This is a genomic window from Agromyces chromiiresistens (assembly GCF_029167465.1).
Taxonomy (GTDB): domain Bacteria; phylum Actinomycetota; class Actinomycetes; order Actinomycetales; family Microbacteriaceae; genus Agromyces; species Agromyces chromiiresistens.
In genome coordinates, this window is record NZ_JARFNL010000004.1 from 673,170 (window position 1) to 691,136 (window position 17,967).

Genomic DNA, 17,967 nt, shown 5'->3' on the forward strand with positions numbered 1-17,967 from the left:
GAAAGGCGACCGCCGTTCGGCATCCTAGCGACACCCGGGCGGGAGACGACGGATGCCTCGGGGCGCGTGGCCCCGAGGCATCCGGATTTCATGCGAATCGGGTGATCAGCCGATGCGGATCATCTTCTTGTTGACGAACTCGTCGGCGCCGAAGCGGCCGAGCTCGCGGCCCGAACCCGAGCGCTTCACGCCGCCGAAGGGGAGCTCGGCGCCGTCGGCCGCGACGAGGTTGACGAAGACCATGCCGGCTTCGATCTTGTCGGCGACGCGGAGCGCCTGGTCCTGGTCGGTCGTGAACACGTACGAGCCGAGGCCGAACGGGGTGTTGTTCGCGAGCTCGACGGCGGCGTTCTCGTCGGCGACCTTGAAGACCTGCGCGACCGGGCCGAAGAACTCCTCGTGGAAGGCGTCGGAGCCCGGCTTGACGTCGGTGAGGATCGTCGCCGAGTAGTAGTTGCCGTTCTTGGTGCCGCCCGAGTGCAGGGTCGCACCCTGAGCGACGGCGCGCGAGACCTGCTCGGCGAGCCCCTCGGCGGCCTTGGCCGACGAGAGCGGGCCGAGGGCGGTGCCCTCCTTCGAGGGGTCGCCCTCCTCGACCTCGTTCATCTTGGCGGTGAACTTCTCGAGGAACGGCTCGTAGAGGTCCTCCACGACGATGAAGCGCTTGGCCGCGTTGCAGGCCTGGCCGTTGTTGTCGACGCGGGCGAGCACGGCGGCGTCGACGGTCGCGTCGAGGTCGTCGGTCGAGAGCAGGATGAAGGGGTCGGAACCACCGAGCTCGAGCACGACCTTCTTGAGGTGGCGACCGGCGATCTCGGCGACGATCGCACCGGCGCGCTCGGAGCCGGTGAGCGAGACGCCCTGCACGCGCGGGTCGGCGATGACGGTCTCGATCTGCGCGTGCGACGCGTAGATGTTGACGTAGGCGCCCTCGGGGAAGCCGGCGTCGAGGAAGATCTGCTCCATCGCGGCGGCCGACTCGGGGCACTGCTCGGCGTGCTTCAGCAGGATCGTGTTGCCGATGATGAGGTTCGGGCCGGCGAACCGGGCGACCTGGTAGTACGGGAAGTTCCACGGCATGATGCCGAGCAGCACGCCGAGCGACGAGCGGCGGATGAGGGCCGAGCCCTCGCCCGCGAGCAGGTCGATCTTCTCGTCGGCGAGCAGCGACTCGGCGTTGTCGGCGTAGTACTCGTAGATCGCGGCGGCGAACTCGACCTCGCCGACGGCCTGCTCGATGGGCTTGCCCATCTCGCGGACGATGATCTCGGCGAGCTCCTGCGCGCGCTCGTTGTGCAGTTCGGCGACGCGGCGGATGAGGGCGGCGCGCTCGGCGACCGTCGAGTTCTTCGACCAGGTGCGGTGCGCCTCGGCGGCCGAGGCGATCGCGGCCTGCAGACCGTCGTCGGTGATGGTGTCGAAGCTCTTGACGACCTCGCCGGTGGCGGGATTGGTCACGGCATAGGGCATGGGGTTTCTCCTTCTCGGGTGCACCGCGGGATGTTCCCTGAGCTTGTCGGAGGGTCCTGGCCTGTCGAAGGCTGGGCGCATGCCGCGGTGCAGACGCTCGTCGTCAAAGATATAACAACGGATGATTCTTCTCGACCCGGTCGCAGGGGATGCCCAGCCTCGCGCTCACTGCATGCGCGGATCCTCGGTCGGGTCGAAGTACTTGCCGGGGCAGCCGACGTCCGGCGCATCGGCGAACAGCTCGAAATGCCAGGCCTCGTTGTCGTACACCTGGCACAGTCCGTAGGCCTCCCCGCGCTCGGCGAGCCAGTCGACGGCGTCGTAGTCGCCGAGGTCGACGGCGTCGCCCGACACGTGGGCGGACTTCTCGGGCGGCGCGACCCAGCGCGCCGCCTCGGTCTCCGAGCCGTACTCGGCGACGGCCTCGTCGAGCAGGCGGTCCTGATGCGCCGGTGAGCGCCAGCCGCTGTTGACGCGGAACTCGATGCCCTCGGCCGCGGCATCCGTCGCGGCCCGGCGCAGGGCGTCGAGGAGCGCCGGGTCGAGGCGGGTGATCGCCGGGTACTCGTCGAAGGGCGTGGCGCCGTCGGGGAGGTCGCCGGCGGCTTCGCCCGTCGCGTCGCCGCCGTCGCCCGTGGATGCCGCGTCGTGCCCGCCGCCGACGGGCTGGGCCGATGAGGAGATCGACTGCATGACGAGGCTGCCGGCCATTGCGGCGGCGACGACTGCGAGGGCGACGACGAGCGCCGCGAAGGCACGTCGGGCCCGCCGGACGCGGCGCCGACGCGCTGAAGCTGATCGCTGGGAGTGCATGCGGCCAGTCAAGGCGGCGCGGTGTTGCGAGAGCGTCTGCGGAATCCGATACGCCGGCGATATGCGCTCGCTCCTAGCATGGGGGCATGCGGGTACTGGTCGTCGAAGATGAGCCCTTCATGGCCGAGGCCATCCGCGACGGGCTCCGCCGCGAGGCGATCGCCGCCGACCTCGCGGGCGACGGCGACACCGCGCTCGAGCTGCTGAGCGTCAACGCCTACGACATCGCCGTGCTCGACCGCGACGTTCCGGGGCCCTCGGGCGATGAGATCGCCCGGAGCATCGTCGCCTCGGGCAGCGGCATGCCGATCCTGATGCTCACCGCGGCCGACCGCATCGACGACAAGGCCACCGGCTTCGAGCTCGGCGCCGACGACTACCTCACGAAGCCCTTCGAGCTGAAGGAGCTCGTGCTCAGGCTGCGGGCGCTCGACCGGCGGCGCGCGCACGCCAGGCCGCCGGTGCGCGAGATCGCCGGCCTGCGCGTCGACCCCTTCCGCCGGGAGGTCTACCGCGACGGACGGTACGTGGCACTCACGAGGAAGCAGTTCGCGGTGCTCGAGGTGCTCGTCGCCGCGGAGGGCGGCGTCGTCAGTGCCGAGGCGCTGCTCGAGCGGGCGTGGGACGAGAACGCCGACCCCTTCACGAACGCCGTGCGCATCACCGTCTCGGCGCTGCGCAAGCGGCTCGGCGAACCGTGGGTCATCGCGACGGTGCCGGGCGTCGGCTACCGCATCGACGTCGGCGGCGGTGCGGACGATACCGGCGGGACCGGGGCGGGGGAGCGGCGATCGTGACGCGCGCACCGGGCATGAGCGTCCGGCTCAAGCTCGCCCTCAGCTACGCGGGCTTCCTCATGGTCGCCGGTGCCCTGCTGCTCGCGGTGGTGTGGGCCTACCTGCTGCGGTACGTGCCCGCCGACGCGGTCGCGACGCGCGAGGGATTCATGCCGGGTCGCGACGACCTCGTGCGCGCGTTCGCACCCGCGGTCAGCTGGGCACTGCTCTTCCTGCTCGTGTTCGGGCTGCTCGGCGGCTGGGTGCTCGCCGGCCGCATGCTCGCGCCGCTGACGCGCATCACGAGGGCGACCCGCAAGACCGCGACCGGGGCGCTCGGCCACCGCATCGAGATGGAGGGCCGCCGCGACGAGTTCCGCGAGCTCGCCGACAGCTTCGACGACATGCTCGCCCGGCTCGAGGCGCACGTCGCCGAGCAGCAGCGCTTCGCCGCGAACGCCTCGCACGAGCTGCGCACGCCGCTCGCGATCACGCAGACCCTGCTCGACGTCGCCGACGATCCGGCGGCCGACCGAGACGTGCTGCTCGAACGCCTCCGCATCGTGAACGCCCGCGCGATCGACCTCACCGAGGCGCTGCTGCTGCTCACCCGCGCCGACCGCCGCTCGTTCAGCCGCGAGCGGGTCGACCTGTCGCTGCTCGCCGAGGAGGCCGTCGAGACGCTCCTCCCGATCGCCGAGGCGCGCGGCGTCGGCATCGAGGCCGCGGGCGACGTCGCACCGACGCTCGGGTCGCCGGCGCTCCTCTTGCAGCTGACGACGAACCTCGTGCACAACGGGATCGTCCACAACGTCCCCGAGGGCGGCACCGTGCGGATCGACGCGGCCGCCGCGACCGACTCGGTCGCGCTCACGGTCGAGAACACCGGCCCGCACCTGAGCCCGCAGTCGGTGGCGACCCTCACCGAGCCGTTCCAGCGCGGCACCGAGCGCATCCGCGACGACCACGCCGGCGTCGGGCTGGGGCTCGCGATCGTCAAGAGCATCGTGCAGGCGCACGACGGAGCGCTCGCGATCGAGGCGCGACCCGGCGGAGGCCTGCGGGTCGTCGTGCGCCTGCCGGCCGCGCCCGACGGCGCCGTCGGCGACGGCTCGCGATCGGGCGCCTGACGGGGCTAGTCGCCGACGAGCACCCGGAACGGGGTGCCCGGGCATTCGAGGGATGCCGCGGCGGAGGCATCCGCGAGCTGACCGACCTGCAGTGCGGGGTCGGTCGACAGCACGACGCGACCGTCGGCGTTCACGAGGGCGAGCGGGGCGTCGACCGCGAGGAAGCGGGGGAGCAGCTCCTGCTCGAGGCGGCGGACCGAGATGTCGGCGCCGACGACGCCGACCATGCGCTCGCCGTCGGGGGCGTGCACGGGCATCGTGAGCGTGAGGATGTAGTCGCACGTGCACAGGTGGTCGACGTAGGGGCCGGTCACGTGCGCGTGCCGCGTCGTCGCCGGGATGCGGTACCACTCGAGCGCGCGGAAGTCGCGGAGGTACTCGGTGTACCCGCGCGTCGACAGATCGAGGCGGGTGGGGGCGTCGGTCGAGCCGAGCACTGGGTTGTCGTCGAGCGGCCCGAGCCACCACGCGAAGTGCACGTCGCGCCCCCGCACGATCTCGCCGTCGGCGATGAACCCGGCGCCGACGAGGAGGGCCTCGGGCTCGGTCAGGCGCGGCAGCACGAGTCCGGCCACGACCTGGTCGAGCTCGGCGGGGCGCACCTCGCCGACGGCGGCGTCGGCGGCGGGCCGCTCGCCCGGCCGGCCGACGCGCTCGGCTTCCAGCGCGGTGCGGTCGGCGACGGCGCGGATGCCGGGCGCGATCGCCTGCTCGATGGGCGAGCGCCACTCGGCGAGCAGGTCGAAGGCACCGTCGAAGAGCCGGGCGACGGCGTCGGCGGCCTCGCGGGCGCCGCGCCTCGACGGGCTCGGCGAGCGGTCGTGGTCAGCGCTCATCGAGGGCACCTCCTCGTTCGACGCGGGCCTTCGCCTGCAGCAGGTGGGTCGCGAGCGAGCCGACCAGGGCGCCGGCCGCCTCGCGCGCCTTCGCGGGCCGGTGGGCGGCGACCGCGCGGACGATGCGGCGGTTCGCCGCCGAGGCGTCCACGCGCTCCCGGTCGTCGTCGAGACCGAGCAGCAGCAGGGGGCCGAACTCGGCCTGCAGGCGGATCTGCTCGCGCACGAGCCGCGCCGACTGGCTGAGCACGGCGAGCTCGAGGAAGAACCCGCCCTGATTGGTGCGGGCCGACGCGGCCGCCCCGAAGTCGGCCGCGTCGAGCCAGCCGGCGAGGCGCTCGGCGTCGGCGTCGGAGGCGCGTTCGGCCGCCCGCTCGGCGACGCCCGCGAGGATCGCGCCGAAGTACACGGTCATGTCGCTGAGCTCGACCTGAGCGAGCGCGCGCAGGCGTGCGGTGATGATCGTGCGGTGCTCGGCGTCGTCGTGCACGACGAAGCTGCCGCCGTCGCGGCCGCGGCGGGTCTCGACGAGCCCGGCCTCGCGGAGGATGCCGAGGCCCTCGCGCACGGTGATGAGGGCGACGCCGAAGCGGCGGGCGAGCTCGGGCTCGCTCGGCAGGCGCTCACCGGGGTCGAGCACTCCGAGCACGATGCCGTCGGTGAGGCGCTGCGCGACCTGCTCGGCACGACCCGCATCGGCGAGCTGGGCGAACACGGCTTCGCGTGCGCCCGGGCCCACCCTCGATTCCATGGGGTTCACGATAGTCGAGGGTGCGGCGGCCGAGTGGCGGCGCGCGCAAAAAAGATTCACTATAGGATGAATGAACGTGCGGCCGACCGGCCGGGCACATGCGAAGGCGGATGGATCATGAGCGAGCGACCCGAGGCGACGACCCGAGGCGTGCTCGACGGGCTGCGCGTCGCGGACTTCTCCCGCGTGCTCGCCGGCCCGTACGCGACCATGATGCTCGCCGACTTCGGCGCCGACGTCGTGAAGATCGAACCGCCGGCCGGCGACGACACCCGGCACTGGAGGCCGCCCGTCGACGCGAGCGGCATGGCCACGTACTTCGGCAGCGTCAATCGCAACAAGCGCTCGGTCGCGCTCGACCTCACGAATGAGGCGGATGCCGCGGAGGCGCGCCGGCTCGCGGCATCGGCCGACGTGGTGATCGAGAACTTCCGGCCCGGCGTGATGGCGCGGTTCGGGCTCTCCTACGACGAGGTGCGCGCCCTGAACCCCCGCGTCGTCTATTGCTCGATCACCGGCTTCGGCGCGGGCGAGGGGGCGGCGCTCGCCGGCTACGACCTGCTCGTGCAGGCAGTCGGCGGCCTCATGTCGATCACGGGGGAGCCCGACGGCGAGCCCGCGAAGGCCGGTGTCGCGCTCGTCGACGTGCTGTGCGCGCAGAACGCGCTCGCCGGCATCCTGCTCGCGCTGCGCGAGCGCGACCGCACCGGCCGAGGCCAGCTCGTCGAGGTGAACCTGCTGCAGAGCCTGCTGTCCGCGCTCACGAACCAGGCGGGCTCGACGCTCGCGACCGGGCGGGCACCGCGCCGGCTCGGCAACGCGCATCCGTCGATCGCGCCGTACGCCGTCTTCCCGGCGGCCGATCGCGACCTCGTCATCGCCGTCGGCAACGACAAGCAGTTCGGCGCGCTCGTAGGGCTGCTCGCCGAGGCATCCCCGCAGGCGGCGTCGCTCGCCGCCGACGTGCGGTACGCGACCAACGAGGCGCGCGTCGCCCACCGCGACCACCTGCGCGCCGAGCTCGAGGCGGCCCTCGCGACCGCGCCGGCCGCGCACTGGGTCGAGGCGTTCAGCGCCGCCGGAGTGCCCGCCGGGCTCGTCAACGACGTCGCCGAGGCGATCGCCTTCGCCGACGCGCTCGGCCTCGACCCCGTCGTCGAGCTCGGGCACAGCCGCACCGTGGCGAACCCGATCGGGCTCGCCGAGTCATCCCCCCGCTACCTGACCCCGCCGCCCGCGCTCGACGAGCACTCCGGTGCCGACTGGCGCGGGCCCGCCGAATAGCCCCAGCGCGCGAGCGCTGCCCGACCACCGCGACCCACCGAGAGGAACCCCCATGACGACCGCACCCCGCATCGACCAGGTCTTCGACTTCGACGCGCTGCTCACGGAAGAGGAGCGCGGCTGGCAGCAGAAGGCCCGCGGGTTCGCGCAGGAGCGCATCCTGCCGATCATCGAGGAGGACTTCGAGAACAAGCACTTCCGCAAGGAGCTCATCCCCGAGCTCGGCGCGGCCGGCTTCCTCGGCATGCACCTGAAGGGCTACGGATGCGCCGGGGCCGGCGCCGTCGCGTACGGCCTGGTCTGCCTCGAGCTCGAGGCCGCCGACTCGGGCTGGCGCACCTTCGTGTCGGTGCAGGGCTCGCTCGCGATGAGCGCCATCTACAAGTACGGCTCGGAGGAGCAGAAGCAGCAGTGGCTGCCCGGCATGGCCGCCGGCGAGCTCGTGGGATGCTTCGCGCTCACCGAGCCGCAGGGCGGCAGCGACCCCGCCGCGATGTCGACGGTCGCCCGCCGCGAGGGCGACGAGTGGGTCATCGACGGCGCCAAGCGCTGGATCGGCCTCGCCGCGCTCGCCGACGTCGCCGTCGTGTGGGCGCGCGTCGAGGACCCGTCGGGCGAGTACGGCGAGGGCGCGCGCGCGGTTCGCGGCTTCATCGTGCCGACCTCGACCGCCGGCTTCACCGCCACTGCGATCGACGGCAAGCTCTCGATGCGTGCGAGCGTGCAGTGCGACATCGATCTCGACGGCGTACGCCTGCCGGCCGACGCGATCCTGCCGGGCGCGGCCGGGCTGTCGGGCCCGTTCGGCTGCCTCAACGAGGCCCGCTACGGCATCGTCTGGGGTGCGATGGGCGCCGCGCGTTCGTGTCTCGAGGTCGCCCTCGACCGGTCGATCACGCGCGAGGTGTTCGGCAAGCCGATCGGCGCCAACCAACTCACGCAGGCGAAGCTCGCCGACATGTTCCTCGAGGTCGAGAAGGGCACCCTGCTCGCCCTGCACCTCGGCCGCCTCAAGGAGGCCGGCACGCTGACGCCGGCGCAGATCTCGGTCGGCAAGCTCAACAGCGTGCGCGAGGCGCTCGAGATCGCCCATCAGGCGCGCACGATCCTCGGCGGCGACGGCATCACGAACGCGTTCCCGGTCATGCGGCACGCGGCCAACCTCGAGTCCGTGCGCACGTACGAGGGCACCGACGAGATCCACCAGCTGATCCTCGGTCGCGCCCTCACGGGCCTCAACGCGTTCTAGGGGCCGGCGATGACGAACACGGATGCCTCGGGCATCGCGCCGCGCGGCGAGCGGGCGCTCGGTGACGACCGGGTCGGACTGACGGCGGCGAACGAGGTCGAGCTGGCGGTGACGCTCGCCGCGTCATCCGGGCTGGATGTCGCGACCCGCGCCGATCGAGGCCGCTGGCTGCGCGCGATCGCCGACGGCGTCGAGGCGCACCGCGACGAGCTCGTCGCGCTCGCCGCGGAGGAGACCCACCTCTCGGCGGCGCGCCTGAACGGCGAGGTCACCCGCACGGCGACGCAGCTGCGCTTCTTCGCCGACGTCGTCGACGAGGGGTCGTACCTCGAGGCGACGATCGATTCGCCCGACCCGTCGCTCGTGCCGCCGCGGCCCGAGCTCCGGCGCATGCTGCGGCCGCTCGGCGTCGTCGCCGTGTTCGCGGCGTCGAACTTCCCGTTCGCGTTCTCGGTGCTCGGCGGCGACACCGCCTCGGCGCTCGCGGCCGGCTGCCCCGTCGTCGTGAAGGCGCACCCCGGGCACCCGCGGCTCTCGCGCCGGATCACCGAGATCGCGCGTTCGGCGCTCTCGTCGGCGGGCGGGCCCGTCGGCGCGCTGCAGCTCGTCGAGGGCATGGAGCAGGGCACCGAGCTCGTCGCCCACCCGCGGGTGACCGCGGTCGGCTTCACCGGCTCGACGCGCGGCGGTCGGGCGCTGTTCGATCTCGCGAACGGCCGGCCCGCGCCCATCCCGTTCTACGGCGAGCTCGGCTCGATCAACCCCGTCGTCGTGACGCGCGCCGCGGTTGCGACGCCTGCCGAGGTCGCGGGCGTCGCGGCGGGCCTCGCGGGTTCGTTCACGCGAGACGGCGGGCAGTACTGCACCAAGCCCGGCCTCGTGTTCGTGCCCGAGGGCGCCGGGTTCGAGGCGGCGCTCGTCGACGCGCTCGGCGCGGCCGCTCCGCAGCGCCTGCTCACCGACGGCATCGCCGCCGCGTTCGACCGGGGCTCGGGCGCGCTCGCGGAGCGCGACGACGCCGAGGTCGTGTTCGCGGGGGAGCGTGCCGCCGATATCGCGGCGCCGGTCGTCGTCGCGACCACGGCGGGTGCGTTCGTCGCCGCGCACGAGACGTTCCTCGAGGAGTGCTTCGGGCCGCACACCGTGCTCGTGCGGTACGGCTCCGACGAGCAGCTCGCCGCCGCGCTCGACGTGCTCGAGGGCTCGCTCACGGCATCGATCCAGCACGCGCCCGGCGAAGACGTCGCCGCGCTCGCCGACCGCCTCGTGCGCGTCGCAGGCCGCCTCGTCTTCAACGGCTGGCCGACTGGCGTCGCGATCGCGTGGGGTCAGCACCACGGAGGCGGCTGGCCCGCGACGACCGCGTCGGTGCACACGTCGGTCGGGGCGACGGCGATCCGCCGCTGGCTGACCCCGGCGACCTGGCAGGACGCCCCCGCCGCGGTGCTGCCGCCCGAGCTCGCCGACGGCAACCCGCTCGGCGTGCCCCGCCGCGAGGACGGTGCGCTCGTCGTTCCGAGCTCGTCGGTCGAGCGCCGGGTCGAGTAGGCGCGCAGCGCCCGATCGAACCCAGCGACGAAGGATCGCATCGAGACCACCGGGCGCGTGGTCCCGAGTGGCGCCCGCCTTCGTCGCACGCTGCTCGCCCGACGCCGGGTGGGAATGCAACGCGGGGTAACGCCGTTTCACCTTGCGGTCGGTGTCGTGATGGACTCGACCGCATCGACGCCGCAGACTCGCGGTCGCACCCCTCCCCACGAACGGAGCACCACATGTCACGCGCCCCTCGCGCCCGCACCCTGCTCGGCCTCGCGGCCGCATCCCTCGCCGTCGTCGCGCTCGCAGCGTGCTCGAGCGGTGCCCCGGCGTCGAGCGACGACGCCTCGGGCAAGGGCGACGAGTACGGGCTCGTGACCCCGGGCACGCTCACGGTCGCGACCGAGGGCACGTACAAGCCGTTCACCTACCACGAGGGCGGTGCCGGCGACCTCGTCGGCTACGACGTCGAGGTGGCCGAGGCCGTCGCCGACAAGCTCGGCCTGAAGGTCGAGTTCCAGGAGACCCAGTGGGACGCGATCTTCGCGGGCCTCGACGCGGGCCGCTTCGACGTGATCGCGAACCAGGTCTCGATCAACCCCGAGCGCGAGGAGAGCTACCTCTTCTCGACGCCGTACACCGTCTCGCCGAGCGTCGTCGTCGTGAACGAGGGCGACACGTCGATCACGAGCTTCGACGACCTGAAGGGCAAGACGACCGCCCAGTCGCTCACGAGCAACTTCTACCAGCTCGCGGTCGACGCGGGCGCGAACGTCGAGGCCGTCGAGGGCTGGGCGCAGGCCGTCGCCCTCCTCCAGCAGGGCCGCGTCGACGCGACCGTGAACGACAAGCTCACCTACCTCGACTACGTCAAGCAGACCCCCGACGCGAAGCTCGCCGTCGCGGCCGAGACCGACCCGAGTGAGAGCGCGCTGGCGTTCACCAAGGACAAGGCCGCCCTCGTGAAGGCCGTCGACGGCGCCCTCGCGGAGCTCCGCGAGGAGGGCGTGCTCGCCGAGCTCGGCGAGAAGTACTTCGGCGAGGACGTCTCGCAGTAACGACGCTCTGCACGATCCGGCGGATGTCGCGTTCCGCCCCCGGTTCCCGAGTGGAATCATGGGGTGACGCGGCATCCGCCGTACTTCGAAGGCGGTGAAGCGATGCCCGACTGGCAGCTCGTACTCGACTCGTTCTGGCCACTCCTGCTCGGAGGGCTGACCGGCACCATCCCACTCGCGCTGGCGTCGTTCGCGCTCGGTCTCGTGATCGCGCTCGGCATGGCGCTCATGCGCATCTCGAAGAACCGGGTGCTGAACGGCATCGCACGGTTCTACATCTCGGCGATCCGCGGCACTCCGCTGCTCGTGCAGCTCTTCGTGATCTTCTACGGCATGCCGTCGGTCGGCATCACGATCGACCCGTGGCCGAGCGCGATCATCGCGTTCTCGCTCAACGTCGGCGGGTACGCTGCCGAGGTGATCCGGGCGGCGATCCTCTCGGTGCCGAAGGGGCAGTGGGAGGCCGGGTACACGATCGGCATGTCGCCCGGCACGACGCTCCGGCGGCTCATCCTGCCGCAGGCGGCGCGCGTCTCGGTGCCGCCGCTCTCGAACACCTTCATCTCGCTCGTGAAGGACACGTCGCTCGCCTCGACCATCCTCGTGACCGAGATGTTCCGGGTCGCCCAGGAGATCGCGGCGTTCAGCCAGAAGTTCCTCCTCATCTACATGGAGGCGGCGCTCATCTACTGGATCTTCTGCTTCGTGCTCTCGGGCGCGCAGAACCTCGTCGAGAAGAGGCTGGACCGCTATGTCGCCCACTGACCCGCTCGCCCCCGTCGAGACGCCCGACGACAGCGTGCTGCTCGAGGCCCGAGGCATCCGCAAGTCGTTCGGCGACAACGAGGTGCTGCGCTCGATCGACCTCGAGGTGCGCCGCGGCGAGGTCGTGGTGCTCATCGGCCCGAGCGGCTCGGGCAAGACGACCGTGCTGCGCTCGCTCAACGGCCTCGAGACGCCCGACGGCGGTACCGTGTCGATCGCCGGCGGACCCTCGCTCGACTTCTCGAAGCCGATCTCGAAGTCCGAGCGGTACGCGCTGCGCGACCGCTCGGCCATGGTGTTCCAGCAGCACAACCTGTTCCCGCACATGACGGTGCTGCAGAACGTCATCGAGGGGCCCCTGCGCGTGCAGAAGGTGCCGCGCGAGCAGGCGGTGGCCGAGGCATCCGCACTGCTCGAACGCGTCGGCCTCGCCGAGAAGCGCGACGCCTACCCGTTCGAGCTGTCGGGCGGGCAGCAGCAGCGGGTCGGCATCGTGCGCGCGCTCGCGCTGAAGCCGCAGCTGCTGCTCTTCGACGAGCCGACGAGCGCGCTCGACCCCGAACTGGTGGGCGAGGTGCTGCAGGTCATCAAGGAGCTCGCCGACGAGGGCTGGACGATGGTCGTCGTCACGCACGAGCTCGGCTTCGCGCGGCATGCCGCCGACGAGGTCATGTTCATGGACGGCGGCGTCGTCGTCGAGCGCGGCGCCCCGAAGGAGTTGTTCTCGAACCCGCGCGAGCCGCGCACCAAGCGGTTCCTCGAGCGCATCCTGCGGCCGCTCGACTGAGCCGGCGTCGGCCGGTCGGGCGACGGCGGGCTAGCGTGGAGGCATGCCCGGCTCGCCCGCCCCGAACGGACTGGGGGTGGTGCGCGCGCGTCGCGCGCTCGGCGTCTTCCGGCTGCTCATCGCGGCGCTCGAGGTGATCGCGCTCATCGGCAACTTCCAGTACGTGCTGGGCTTCCGCTTCTTCGCGACGGCGAACTTCTTCAGCTACTTCACCGTGCAGTCGGCGTTCGCGGCGGTCGCGACGCTCGGCGTGGCCGGGGCGTTCGCCCTGCTCGCGCCGCGCGACCCGCCGTGGCTCGGCATCGTCCGCACGATGGTGACGGTGTACGTGCTCGTCTCGGGCATCGTGTTCGCGCTCATCGTGACGCAGGCGTCGACGCACGACTACCGGGTCGACGTGCCCTGGTCCGACACGCTGCTGCACTTCGTCGTGCCCGCCCTCGCCGTGATCGCATGGACGGCCGACAGCATCATCGCGGTCAACCCGCCCGTGCCGTGGTCGACGGTGGGGTGGGTGCTGGTGTATCCGTCGGCGTGGCTCGTCTACACGCTCGCCCGCGGCGCCGACGTCGGCTGGTACCCGTACTTCTTCCTCGACGAGGCGCAGGTCGGCGGACCGGTCGGGGTCGCGCTCTACTGCGCCCTCGTGCTCGTGATCTTCGTGACGCTCACGGCGGGGCTCGTCGCGGTCAACCGGTGGCTGCAGCGGGCGGGGCGGTCGCGAAGGGAGCGAGGTCGTCGAGCACCGCGGACTGGAACGCCTGGTCGTCGAGGTCGTCGAGCAGGCGAGCCTGCGCGGCAGCGATGATGCCGACGAGCACGGGCGGGCCGCCGCCGAAGGGGCCGGTCGCCTCGCCGCCGTCGACCTCGGCAGGGTCGGGCTTCGGATAGCCGTTCGCGGCACCGAGGTCGATCCAGGCGGAGACCTGGGTGCCGACGCCGACGACGGTGTAGAGGTCGGGCGCCGAGGCGGAGGCGTCGCCCGTCGTCTCGCCCGATCCGGGCTGCTCGGGTCGCCAGAACGCCTCGTCGAAGCGCAGCCAGACGAGGTCGACCGCGCCCGTGCGGAGCTCGTCGAGCGCGCGGCGGTGCCCCGCGGGCAGCGGCGGGTCGAACTCGAACGCGTCGGACTGCAGCACGCCGAGCGGCACGGCGACGACGGCCCGGTCGGCCGACACCGACTCGCCCGAGTCGAGCCGCAGCGAGACGCGGCGATCGGTCGCGGCGAGGCGGGTGACCGCGCTGCCGACGGCGATGTCGAGGCCCTCGGCGAGCAGGTCGGCGACGTCGGAGAGCCGCCCGGTGATGAGCCTGCGCGGGGTCGCGGCGAGCGCGGCGAAATCGGTGTTCGCGGAGACCACCGTCGAGCCGGCCCCGGTGAAGGGTTCGACGCCGGTGCGCACCGTGTGGCTGAGCCACTCGCCGGCGTCGACGCCGTCGGTGTCGCCGTCCTTCGGCGGGAGTTCGCCGGCGCCCATGAGCGCGGCGGCGAGCGAGACGTCGTCGGGCTGCTCAGCCGCCCACGCGTGCGCGGCGGCCACCGCGTCGGGGCCGGTCGCGGGCACCGCGACGGTGCGCCCGTCGAGCGAGCGGGTCTCGGTGCGTGCGGTGAACGGCACGGTCGTGACGGATGCCTCGTCGAGGAGCCGCGCGAGCGCGGCGTCGTCGCCGACGAAGAGCGGGCCGAGCTCGACCGGCCGCCCGAAGGCGTCGTCGCCGACGGTCTCGATGCGTCCGCCGATCCGCGTGCGCGCCTCGACCACGATGACCTCGAAACCGCCGCGATCGAGTTCGCGGGCGGCGGCGAGACCGGCGAGGCCGGCGCCGATCACGGCGACGCGTTCGCCGGGCTCGGACACGGCCATGAGGGAGGCTGCCGCATCCACGCCCGAGCGCAGTGCGCCGTGCAGGGTGCCGGGGGCATCGGGCGAACAGGCCTCACCGGCGAACCAGAGCCGGTCGCCGACGGGTTCGGCGAGCGCCTCGCGCAGTCCGGGCGTGGTGTCGACGGCGCGGAAGCCGAATGCTCCGCGGGCGAACGGGTCGGCCGCCCAGCGCGAGCGGCGCATCGCCGTCGGCAGCGGCACGCCGCCGGGCGTCGCGGTCGGGGCGGGCGTCGTCGGCGTCGGAGTGGGAGTGGGAGTGGGGGAGGGCTTCGGCTCGGGCCCGGTGCAGCTCGCGAGCACGACGGCGGCGGTGCCGGAAAGCGCCGCGGCGAGGAACCCGCGCCGGCTCACGCCGCCCCCGCCGCCTCGCTCACGCATGCTCTCAGGCTATCCGGGTGTCGGCTCATCGAGGAGCGCCCGACGAAGGAGGACGCGTGCGGAGACGTGCTCGCCGAAAAGCTGCAGGATCAGGAGACGACCACCCCGCTCGTGGGCGGTGCCGGCCGAATGGTCCTGCAACTTTCCGCAGAACGACGGATCGCCCGCATCCATGCAGATGCGGGCGATCCGGGGCGGTGGTCTCGATGCGCTTCGCTCCTCGACCGACCGGGTTCGGTCACGCGGTGACGTGGCCGTCGGCGACGGTGAGCGCCTCGTCGATGATGTCGAGGCCGCGCACCAGCTCCTCCTCGCTGATCACGAGCGGCGGTGCGACGTGCATGCGGTTGAAGTGGATGAACGGCCACAGTCCGGCCTGCTTGCACGCGGCTGCGACGGCGCCCATGGGCGCCGCGTCGGCGCCGGCGGCGTTGAACGGCACGAGCGGTTCGCGGGTCGAGGCATCCTTCACGAGCTCGATGGCCCAGAAGAGGCCCAGGCCGCGCACCTCGCCGACCGACGGGTGCTTCGCGGCGATCTCGCGCAGGCGCGGGCCGACGACGCGCTCGCCGAGGTCGCGCACGCGCTCGAGGATGCCGTCGCGCTCGAACACCTCGAACGTCGCGACGCCCGGGGCGCACGCGAGCGGGTGGCCCGAGTACGTGAGCCCGCCCTGGAACGCGACCGTGTCGAAGTGCGCGGCGATCTTCTGCGAGATCACGACGCCGCCGAGCGGCACGTAGCCCGAGTTCACGCCCTTCGCGAAGGTGATGAGGTCGGGAGTGACGCCGAAGTGGTTCACGGCGAACCACTCGCCGACGCGGCCGAAGCCGACCATGACCTCGTCGGCGATGTACACGATGCCGTACTTGTCGCACAGCGCGCGCACGCCCTCGAGGTAGCCGGGCGGCGGCACGAGCACGCCGTTGGTGCCGACGATCGTCTCCATGATGATCGCGGCGATCGTCGACGCGCCCTCGAGCACGATGACCTGCTCGAGGTGCGCGAGCGCGCGCTGCGCCTCTTCGGCAGGGGTCGTCGCGCCCCACGACGAGCGGTACTCGTACGGGCCGAAGAAGTGCGCGACGCTGCCGTCGCTCGGCTCGTTCGCCCAGCGGCGCGGGTCGCCCGTGAGCGAGATCGCGGTCGCGGTGCCGCCGTGGTAGCTGCGGTACATCGACAGCACCTTGCGACGACCGGTGACGCCGCGTGCGAGACGCACCGCGTACTCGTTCGCGTCGGCGCCGCCGTTCGTGAAGAACACCTTGTCGAGGTCGCCGGGGGCGACCTCGGCGATGCGGCGCGCGAGTTCGCCGCGCACGTCGGACGCCATCGACGGCTGGATCGTCGCGAGGCGGGCCGCCTGCTGCTGGATCGCCGTCACGAGGTCGGGGTGCTGGTGGCCGAGGTTCAGGTTCACGAGCTGCGACGAGAAGTCGAGGTACTCGTCGCCCTGGTAGTCCCAGAAGGTGGCGCCGGCGCCACCCGCGACGGGCAGCGGGTCGATGAGGGCCTGCGCGCTCCACGAGTGGAACACGTGGGCCCGGTCGTCGGCGCGCACCTGCGCGTCGGCGGCGGGGTCGGGGAGCTGGTGCACGGACCCCTGGCGGTCGGTGTAGGCGGGCCCGTCGGTGAGGGTGTCGGTCATTTCGGATGCCTCGTTCAGTCGTTCGCCGGGACTCAGTGGTTCTGGGGGAAGCCCAGGTTGATGCCGCCGTGGGTGGCCGGGTCGAGCCAGCGGCTCGTGATGGCCTTCTCGCGGGTGAAGAAGTCGAAGCCGTGCGCGCCGTACGCCTTCGAGTCGCCGAAGAGCGACTGCTTCCAGCCGCCGAACGAGTGGTAGGCGACGGGCACGGGGATCGGCACGTTGATGCCGATCATGCCGACCTCGATCTCGTTCTGGAAGCGACGGGCCGCACCGCCGTCGTTGGTGAAGATCGCGGTGCCGTTGCCGAACTGGCCCGAGTTGATGAGGTCGACGCCCTCCTGGAAGGTCTCGACGCGCACGATCGACAGGACCGGGCCGAAGATCTCCTCGGTGTAGGCGCGCGACGTGGTCGGCACGCGGTCGAGCAGGGTGGGGCCGAAGAAGAAGCCGTCCTCGTGGCCGTCGACGGTGAATCCGCGGCCGTCGACGACGACCGCGGCACCGTCGGCCTCGGCGATGTCGACGTACGACGACACCTTGTCGCGGTGCACGTCGGTGATGAGCGGGCCCATGTCGGGCTCGACGCCGTCGACGCCCGCGCCGTTGCCGATCTTCAGCTTGCCGATGCGCTCGGTGATCTTCTCGATGAGCTCGTCGGCGACCGGCTCGACGGCCAGCACGACCGAGATCGCCATGCAGCGCTCGCCCGCGGCGCCGTAGCCCGCGTTGATCGCCATGTCGGCGGCGAGGTCGAGGTCGGCGTCGGGCAGCACGAGCATGTGGTTCTTCGCCCCGCCGAGCGCCTGCACGCGCTTGCCGTGCTTCGAGGCCGTCTCGTAGATGTACTGCGCGATCGGCGTCGACCCGACGAACGAGATCGACTGCACGTCGGGGGAGGTGAGCAGGCCGTCGACGGCCTCCTTGTCGCCCTGCAGCACGGTGAACACGCCGTCGGGCAGGCCGGCCTCCTTCCACAGCTCGGCGAGCCAGAGCGCAGCCGACGGGTCCTTCTCGGAGGGCTTCAGCACGACGGCGTTGCCCGCGGCGATCGCGATGGGGAAGAACCACATCGGCACCATGGCCGGGAAGTTGAAGGGGCTGATGATGCCGACCACGCCGAGCGGCTGCTTGATCGAGTACACGTCGATGCCGGTCGAGGCGTTCTCGCTGAACGCGCCCTTGATGAGGTTCGGGAAGCCGGTCGCGAGCTCGACCACCTCCTGCCCACGGGCGATCTCGCCCGCGGCGTCGGAGAGGACCTTGCCGTGCTCGGCGGTGATGATGGCGGCCAGCTCGCCCTTGCGCGAGTTGAGCAGCTCGCGGAACGAGAACAGCACCGCCTGGCGCTTCGCGATCGAGTACTCCGACCAGACCTTGAAGCCGGCGACGGCCGACGCGATCGCCGCGTCGATCTCGGCCTGGTCGGCGAGGGCGACCTCGGCCTGCACGGCACCGGTGGCGGGGTTGTACACCGGTGCGGTGCGGCCCGAGGTCGAGGTGCGCAGCGCGCCGTCGATCCAGTGTCCGATCACGCGCGATTCGGGGGTCGTGGTGGGTGACGAGGCCGTCTCCGTGATGCTCATCGCAGCTCCTTCAGCTG

16 protein-coding genes are annotated in these 17,967 nt (G+C 72.2%); 9 read left to right on the plus strand and 7 right to left on the minus strand.

Annotated elements, in window-relative coordinates; translation table 11 throughout:
• Positions 1 to 105 precede the first annotated feature (105 nt).
• Positions 106 to 1,470, minus strand: coding sequence for an NAD-dependent succinate-semialdehyde dehydrogenase (locus PX701_RS10480; protein ID WP_231432143.1), 1,365 nt, complete (start codon positions 1,468 to 1,470; stop codon positions 106 to 108).
• Between the two features lie 165 nt (positions 1,471 to 1,635).
• Positions 1,636 to 2,283, minus strand: coding sequence for a M15 family metallopeptidase (locus tag PX701_RS10485; RefSeq protein ID WP_275506249.1), 648 nt, complete (start codon positions 2,281 to 2,283; stop codon positions 1,636 to 1,638).
• An 86-nt stretch (positions 2,284 to 2,369) separates the two neighbouring features.
• On the opposite strand from PX701_RS10485, the gene PX701_RS10490 reads away from it, so the two are divergent.
• Positions 2,370 to 3,080, plus strand: a complete 711-nt coding sequence (locus PX701_RS10490) for a response regulator transcription factor (RefSeq protein WP_231432141.1) — start codon at positions 2,370 to 2,372, stop codon at positions 3,078 to 3,080.
• 14 nt (positions 3,081 to 3,094) lie between these two features.
• Positions 3,095 to 4,189: a sensor histidine kinase gene (locus PX701_RS10495; protein ID WP_275506787.1), complete on the plus strand. Its 1,095-nt coding sequence runs from the start codon at positions 3,095 to 3,097 to the stop codon at positions 4,187 to 4,189.
• 5 nt (positions 4,190 to 4,194) lie between these two features.
• On the opposite strand, the gene PX701_RS10500 is transcribed toward PX701_RS10495, so the two are convergent.
• Positions 4,195 to 5,025: a cache domain-containing protein gene (locus PX701_RS10500; protein WP_275506250.1), complete on the minus strand. Its 831-nt coding sequence runs from the start codon at positions 5,023 to 5,025 to the stop codon at positions 4,195 to 4,197.
• Positions 5,015 to 5,776 (minus strand): FadR/GntR family transcriptional regulator, encoded by a 762-nt coding sequence (locus PX701_RS10505; protein ID WP_231432138.1) that lies wholly within the window; start codon positions 5,774 to 5,776, stop codon positions 5,015 to 5,017. Before PX701_RS10505 ends, PX701_RS10500 begins: the two co-directional genes overlap by 11 nt.
• A 117-nt stretch (positions 5,777 to 5,893) precedes the next feature.
• Between PX701_RS10505 and PX701_RS10510 the strand changes: the two genes are divergently transcribed.
• The 7 genes from PX701_RS10510 (at position 5,894) to PX701_RS10540 (ending at position 13,263) form a co-directional block, all read left to right on the plus strand.
• Positions 5,894 to 7,060, plus strand: coding sequence for a CaiB/BaiF CoA transferase family protein (locus PX701_RS10510; protein ID WP_231432137.1), 1,167 nt, complete (start codon positions 5,894 to 5,896; stop codon positions 7,058 to 7,060).
• A 52-nt stretch (positions 7,061 to 7,112) separates the two neighbouring features.
• Positions 7,113 to 8,309 carry an acyl-CoA dehydrogenase family protein gene (locus PX701_RS10515; RefSeq protein WP_231432136.1) on the plus strand — a complete coding sequence of 399 codons (1,197 nt, stop codon included), beginning with the start codon at positions 7,113 to 7,115 and terminating at the stop codon, positions 8,307 to 8,309.
• A gap of 9 nt (positions 8,310 to 8,318) precedes the next feature.
• Positions 8,319 to 9,857 (plus strand): aldehyde dehydrogenase (NADP(+)), encoded by a 1,539-nt coding sequence (locus PX701_RS10520; protein ID WP_275506251.1) that lies wholly within the window; start codon positions 8,319 to 8,321, stop codon positions 9,855 to 9,857.
• A 224-nt stretch (positions 9,858 to 10,081) separates the two neighbouring features.
• On the plus strand, positions 10,082 to 10,903 hold the full coding sequence (locus tag PX701_RS10525; protein WP_231432134.1) for an amino acid ABC transporter substrate-binding protein: 822 nt from the start codon (positions 10,082 to 10,084) through the stop codon (positions 10,901 to 10,903).
• 102 nt (positions 10,904 to 11,005) lie between these two features.
• Positions 11,006 to 11,668, plus strand: coding sequence for an amino acid ABC transporter permease (locus PX701_RS10530; RefSeq protein ID WP_231432133.1), 663 nt, complete (start codon positions 11,006 to 11,008; stop codon positions 11,666 to 11,668).
• On the plus strand, positions 11,655 to 12,455 hold the full coding sequence (locus PX701_RS10535) for an amino acid ABC transporter ATP-binding protein (protein WP_275506252.1): 801 nt from the start codon (positions 11,655 to 11,657) through the stop codon (positions 12,453 to 12,455). The genes PX701_RS10530 and PX701_RS10535 overlap by 14 nt, the downstream gene beginning before the upstream one ends.
• Positions 12,456 to 12,498: 43 nt before the next feature.
• On the plus strand, positions 12,499 to 13,263 hold the full coding sequence (locus PX701_RS10540) for a Pr6Pr family membrane protein (protein WP_275506253.1): 765 nt from the start codon (positions 12,499 to 12,501) through the stop codon (positions 13,261 to 13,263).
• Here PX701_RS10540 and PX701_RS10545 read toward each other — a convergent pair.
• The 3 genes from PX701_RS10545 to PX701_RS10555 form a co-directional block, all read right to left on the minus strand.
• Complete coding sequence (locus PX701_RS10545; RefSeq protein WP_275506254.1) at positions 13,145 to 14,719, minus strand: flavin monoamine oxidase family protein; 1,575 nt, start codon at positions 14,717 to 14,719, stop codon at positions 13,145 to 13,147. The genes PX701_RS10540 and PX701_RS10545 overlap by 119 nt on opposite strands.
• Positions 14,720 to 14,957: 238 nt before the next feature.
• Positions 14,958 to 16,367 carry an aspartate aminotransferase family protein gene (locus tag PX701_RS10550; protein WP_231432131.1) on the minus strand — a complete coding sequence of 470 codons (1,410 nt, stop codon included), beginning with the start codon at positions 16,365 to 16,367 and terminating at the stop codon, positions 14,958 to 14,960.
• A gap of 32 nt (positions 16,368 to 16,399) precedes the next feature.
• Complete coding sequence (locus PX701_RS10555; RefSeq protein ID WP_231432130.1) at positions 16,400 to 17,950, minus strand: CoA-acylating methylmalonate-semialdehyde dehydrogenase; 1,551 nt, start codon at positions 17,948 to 17,950, stop codon at positions 16,400 to 16,402.
• Positions 17,951 to 17,967: the final 17 nt, after the last annotated feature.

Coding starts and splice junctions, on each gene's coding strand:
- PX701_RS10535 (WP_275506252.1), top strand. CDS start 11,655: ATGTCGCCCACTGACCCGCTCGCCCCCGTCGAGACGCCCGACGACAGC.
- PX701_RS10505 (WP_231432138.1), bottom strand. CDS start 5,776: ATGGAATCGAGGGTGGGCCCGGGCGCACGCGAAGCCGTGTTCGCCCAG.
- PX701_RS10480 (WP_231432143.1), bottom strand. CDS start 1,470: ATGCCCTATGCCGTGACCAATCCCGCCACCGGCGAGGTCGTCAAGAGC.
- PX701_RS10510 (WP_231432137.1), top strand. CDS start 5,894: ATGAGCGAGCGACCCGAGGCGACGACCCGAGGCGTGCTCGACGGGCTG.
- PX701_RS10490 (WP_231432141.1), top strand. CDS start 2,370: ATGCGGGTACTGGTCGTCGAAGATGAGCCCTTCATGGCCGAGGCCATC.
- PX701_RS10500 (WP_275506250.1), bottom strand. CDS start 5,025: ATGAGCGCTGACCACGACCGCTCGCCGAGCCCGTCGAGGCGCGGCGCC.
- PX701_RS10515 (WP_231432136.1), top strand. CDS start 7,113: ATGACGACCGCACCCCGCATCGACCAGGTCTTCGACTTCGACGCGCTG.
- PX701_RS10545 (WP_275506254.1), bottom strand. CDS start 14,719: ATGCGTGAGCGAGGCGGCGGGGGCGGCGTGAGCCGGCGCGGGTTCCTC.
- PX701_RS10530 (WP_231432133.1), top strand. CDS start 11,006: ATGCCCGACTGGCAGCTCGTACTCGACTCGTTCTGGCCACTCCTGCTC.
- PX701_RS10555 (WP_231432130.1), bottom strand. CDS start 17,950: ATGAGCATCACGGAGACGGCCTCGTCACCCACCACGACCCCCGAATCG.
- PX701_RS10540 (WP_275506253.1), top strand. CDS start 12,499: ATGCCCGGCTCGCCCGCCCCGAACGGACTGGGGGTGGTGCGCGCGCGT.
- PX701_RS10495 (WP_275506787.1), top strand. CDS start 3,095: ATGAGCGTCCGGCTCAAGCTCGCCCTCAGCTACGCGGGCTTCCTCATG.
- PX701_RS10550 (WP_231432131.1), bottom strand. CDS start 16,367: ATGACCGACACCCTCACCGACGGGCCCGCCTACACCGACCGCCAGGGG.
- PX701_RS10520 (WP_275506251.1), top strand. CDS start 8,319: ATGACGAACACGGATGCCTCGGGCATCGCGCCGCGCGGCGAGCGGGCG.
- PX701_RS10485 (WP_275506249.1), bottom strand. CDS start 2,283: ATGCACTCCCAGCGATCAGCTTCAGCGCGTCGGCGCCGCGTCCGGCGG.
- PX701_RS10525 (WP_231432134.1), top strand. CDS start 10,082: ATGTCACGCGCCCCTCGCGCCCGCACCCTGCTCGGCCTCGCGGCCGCA.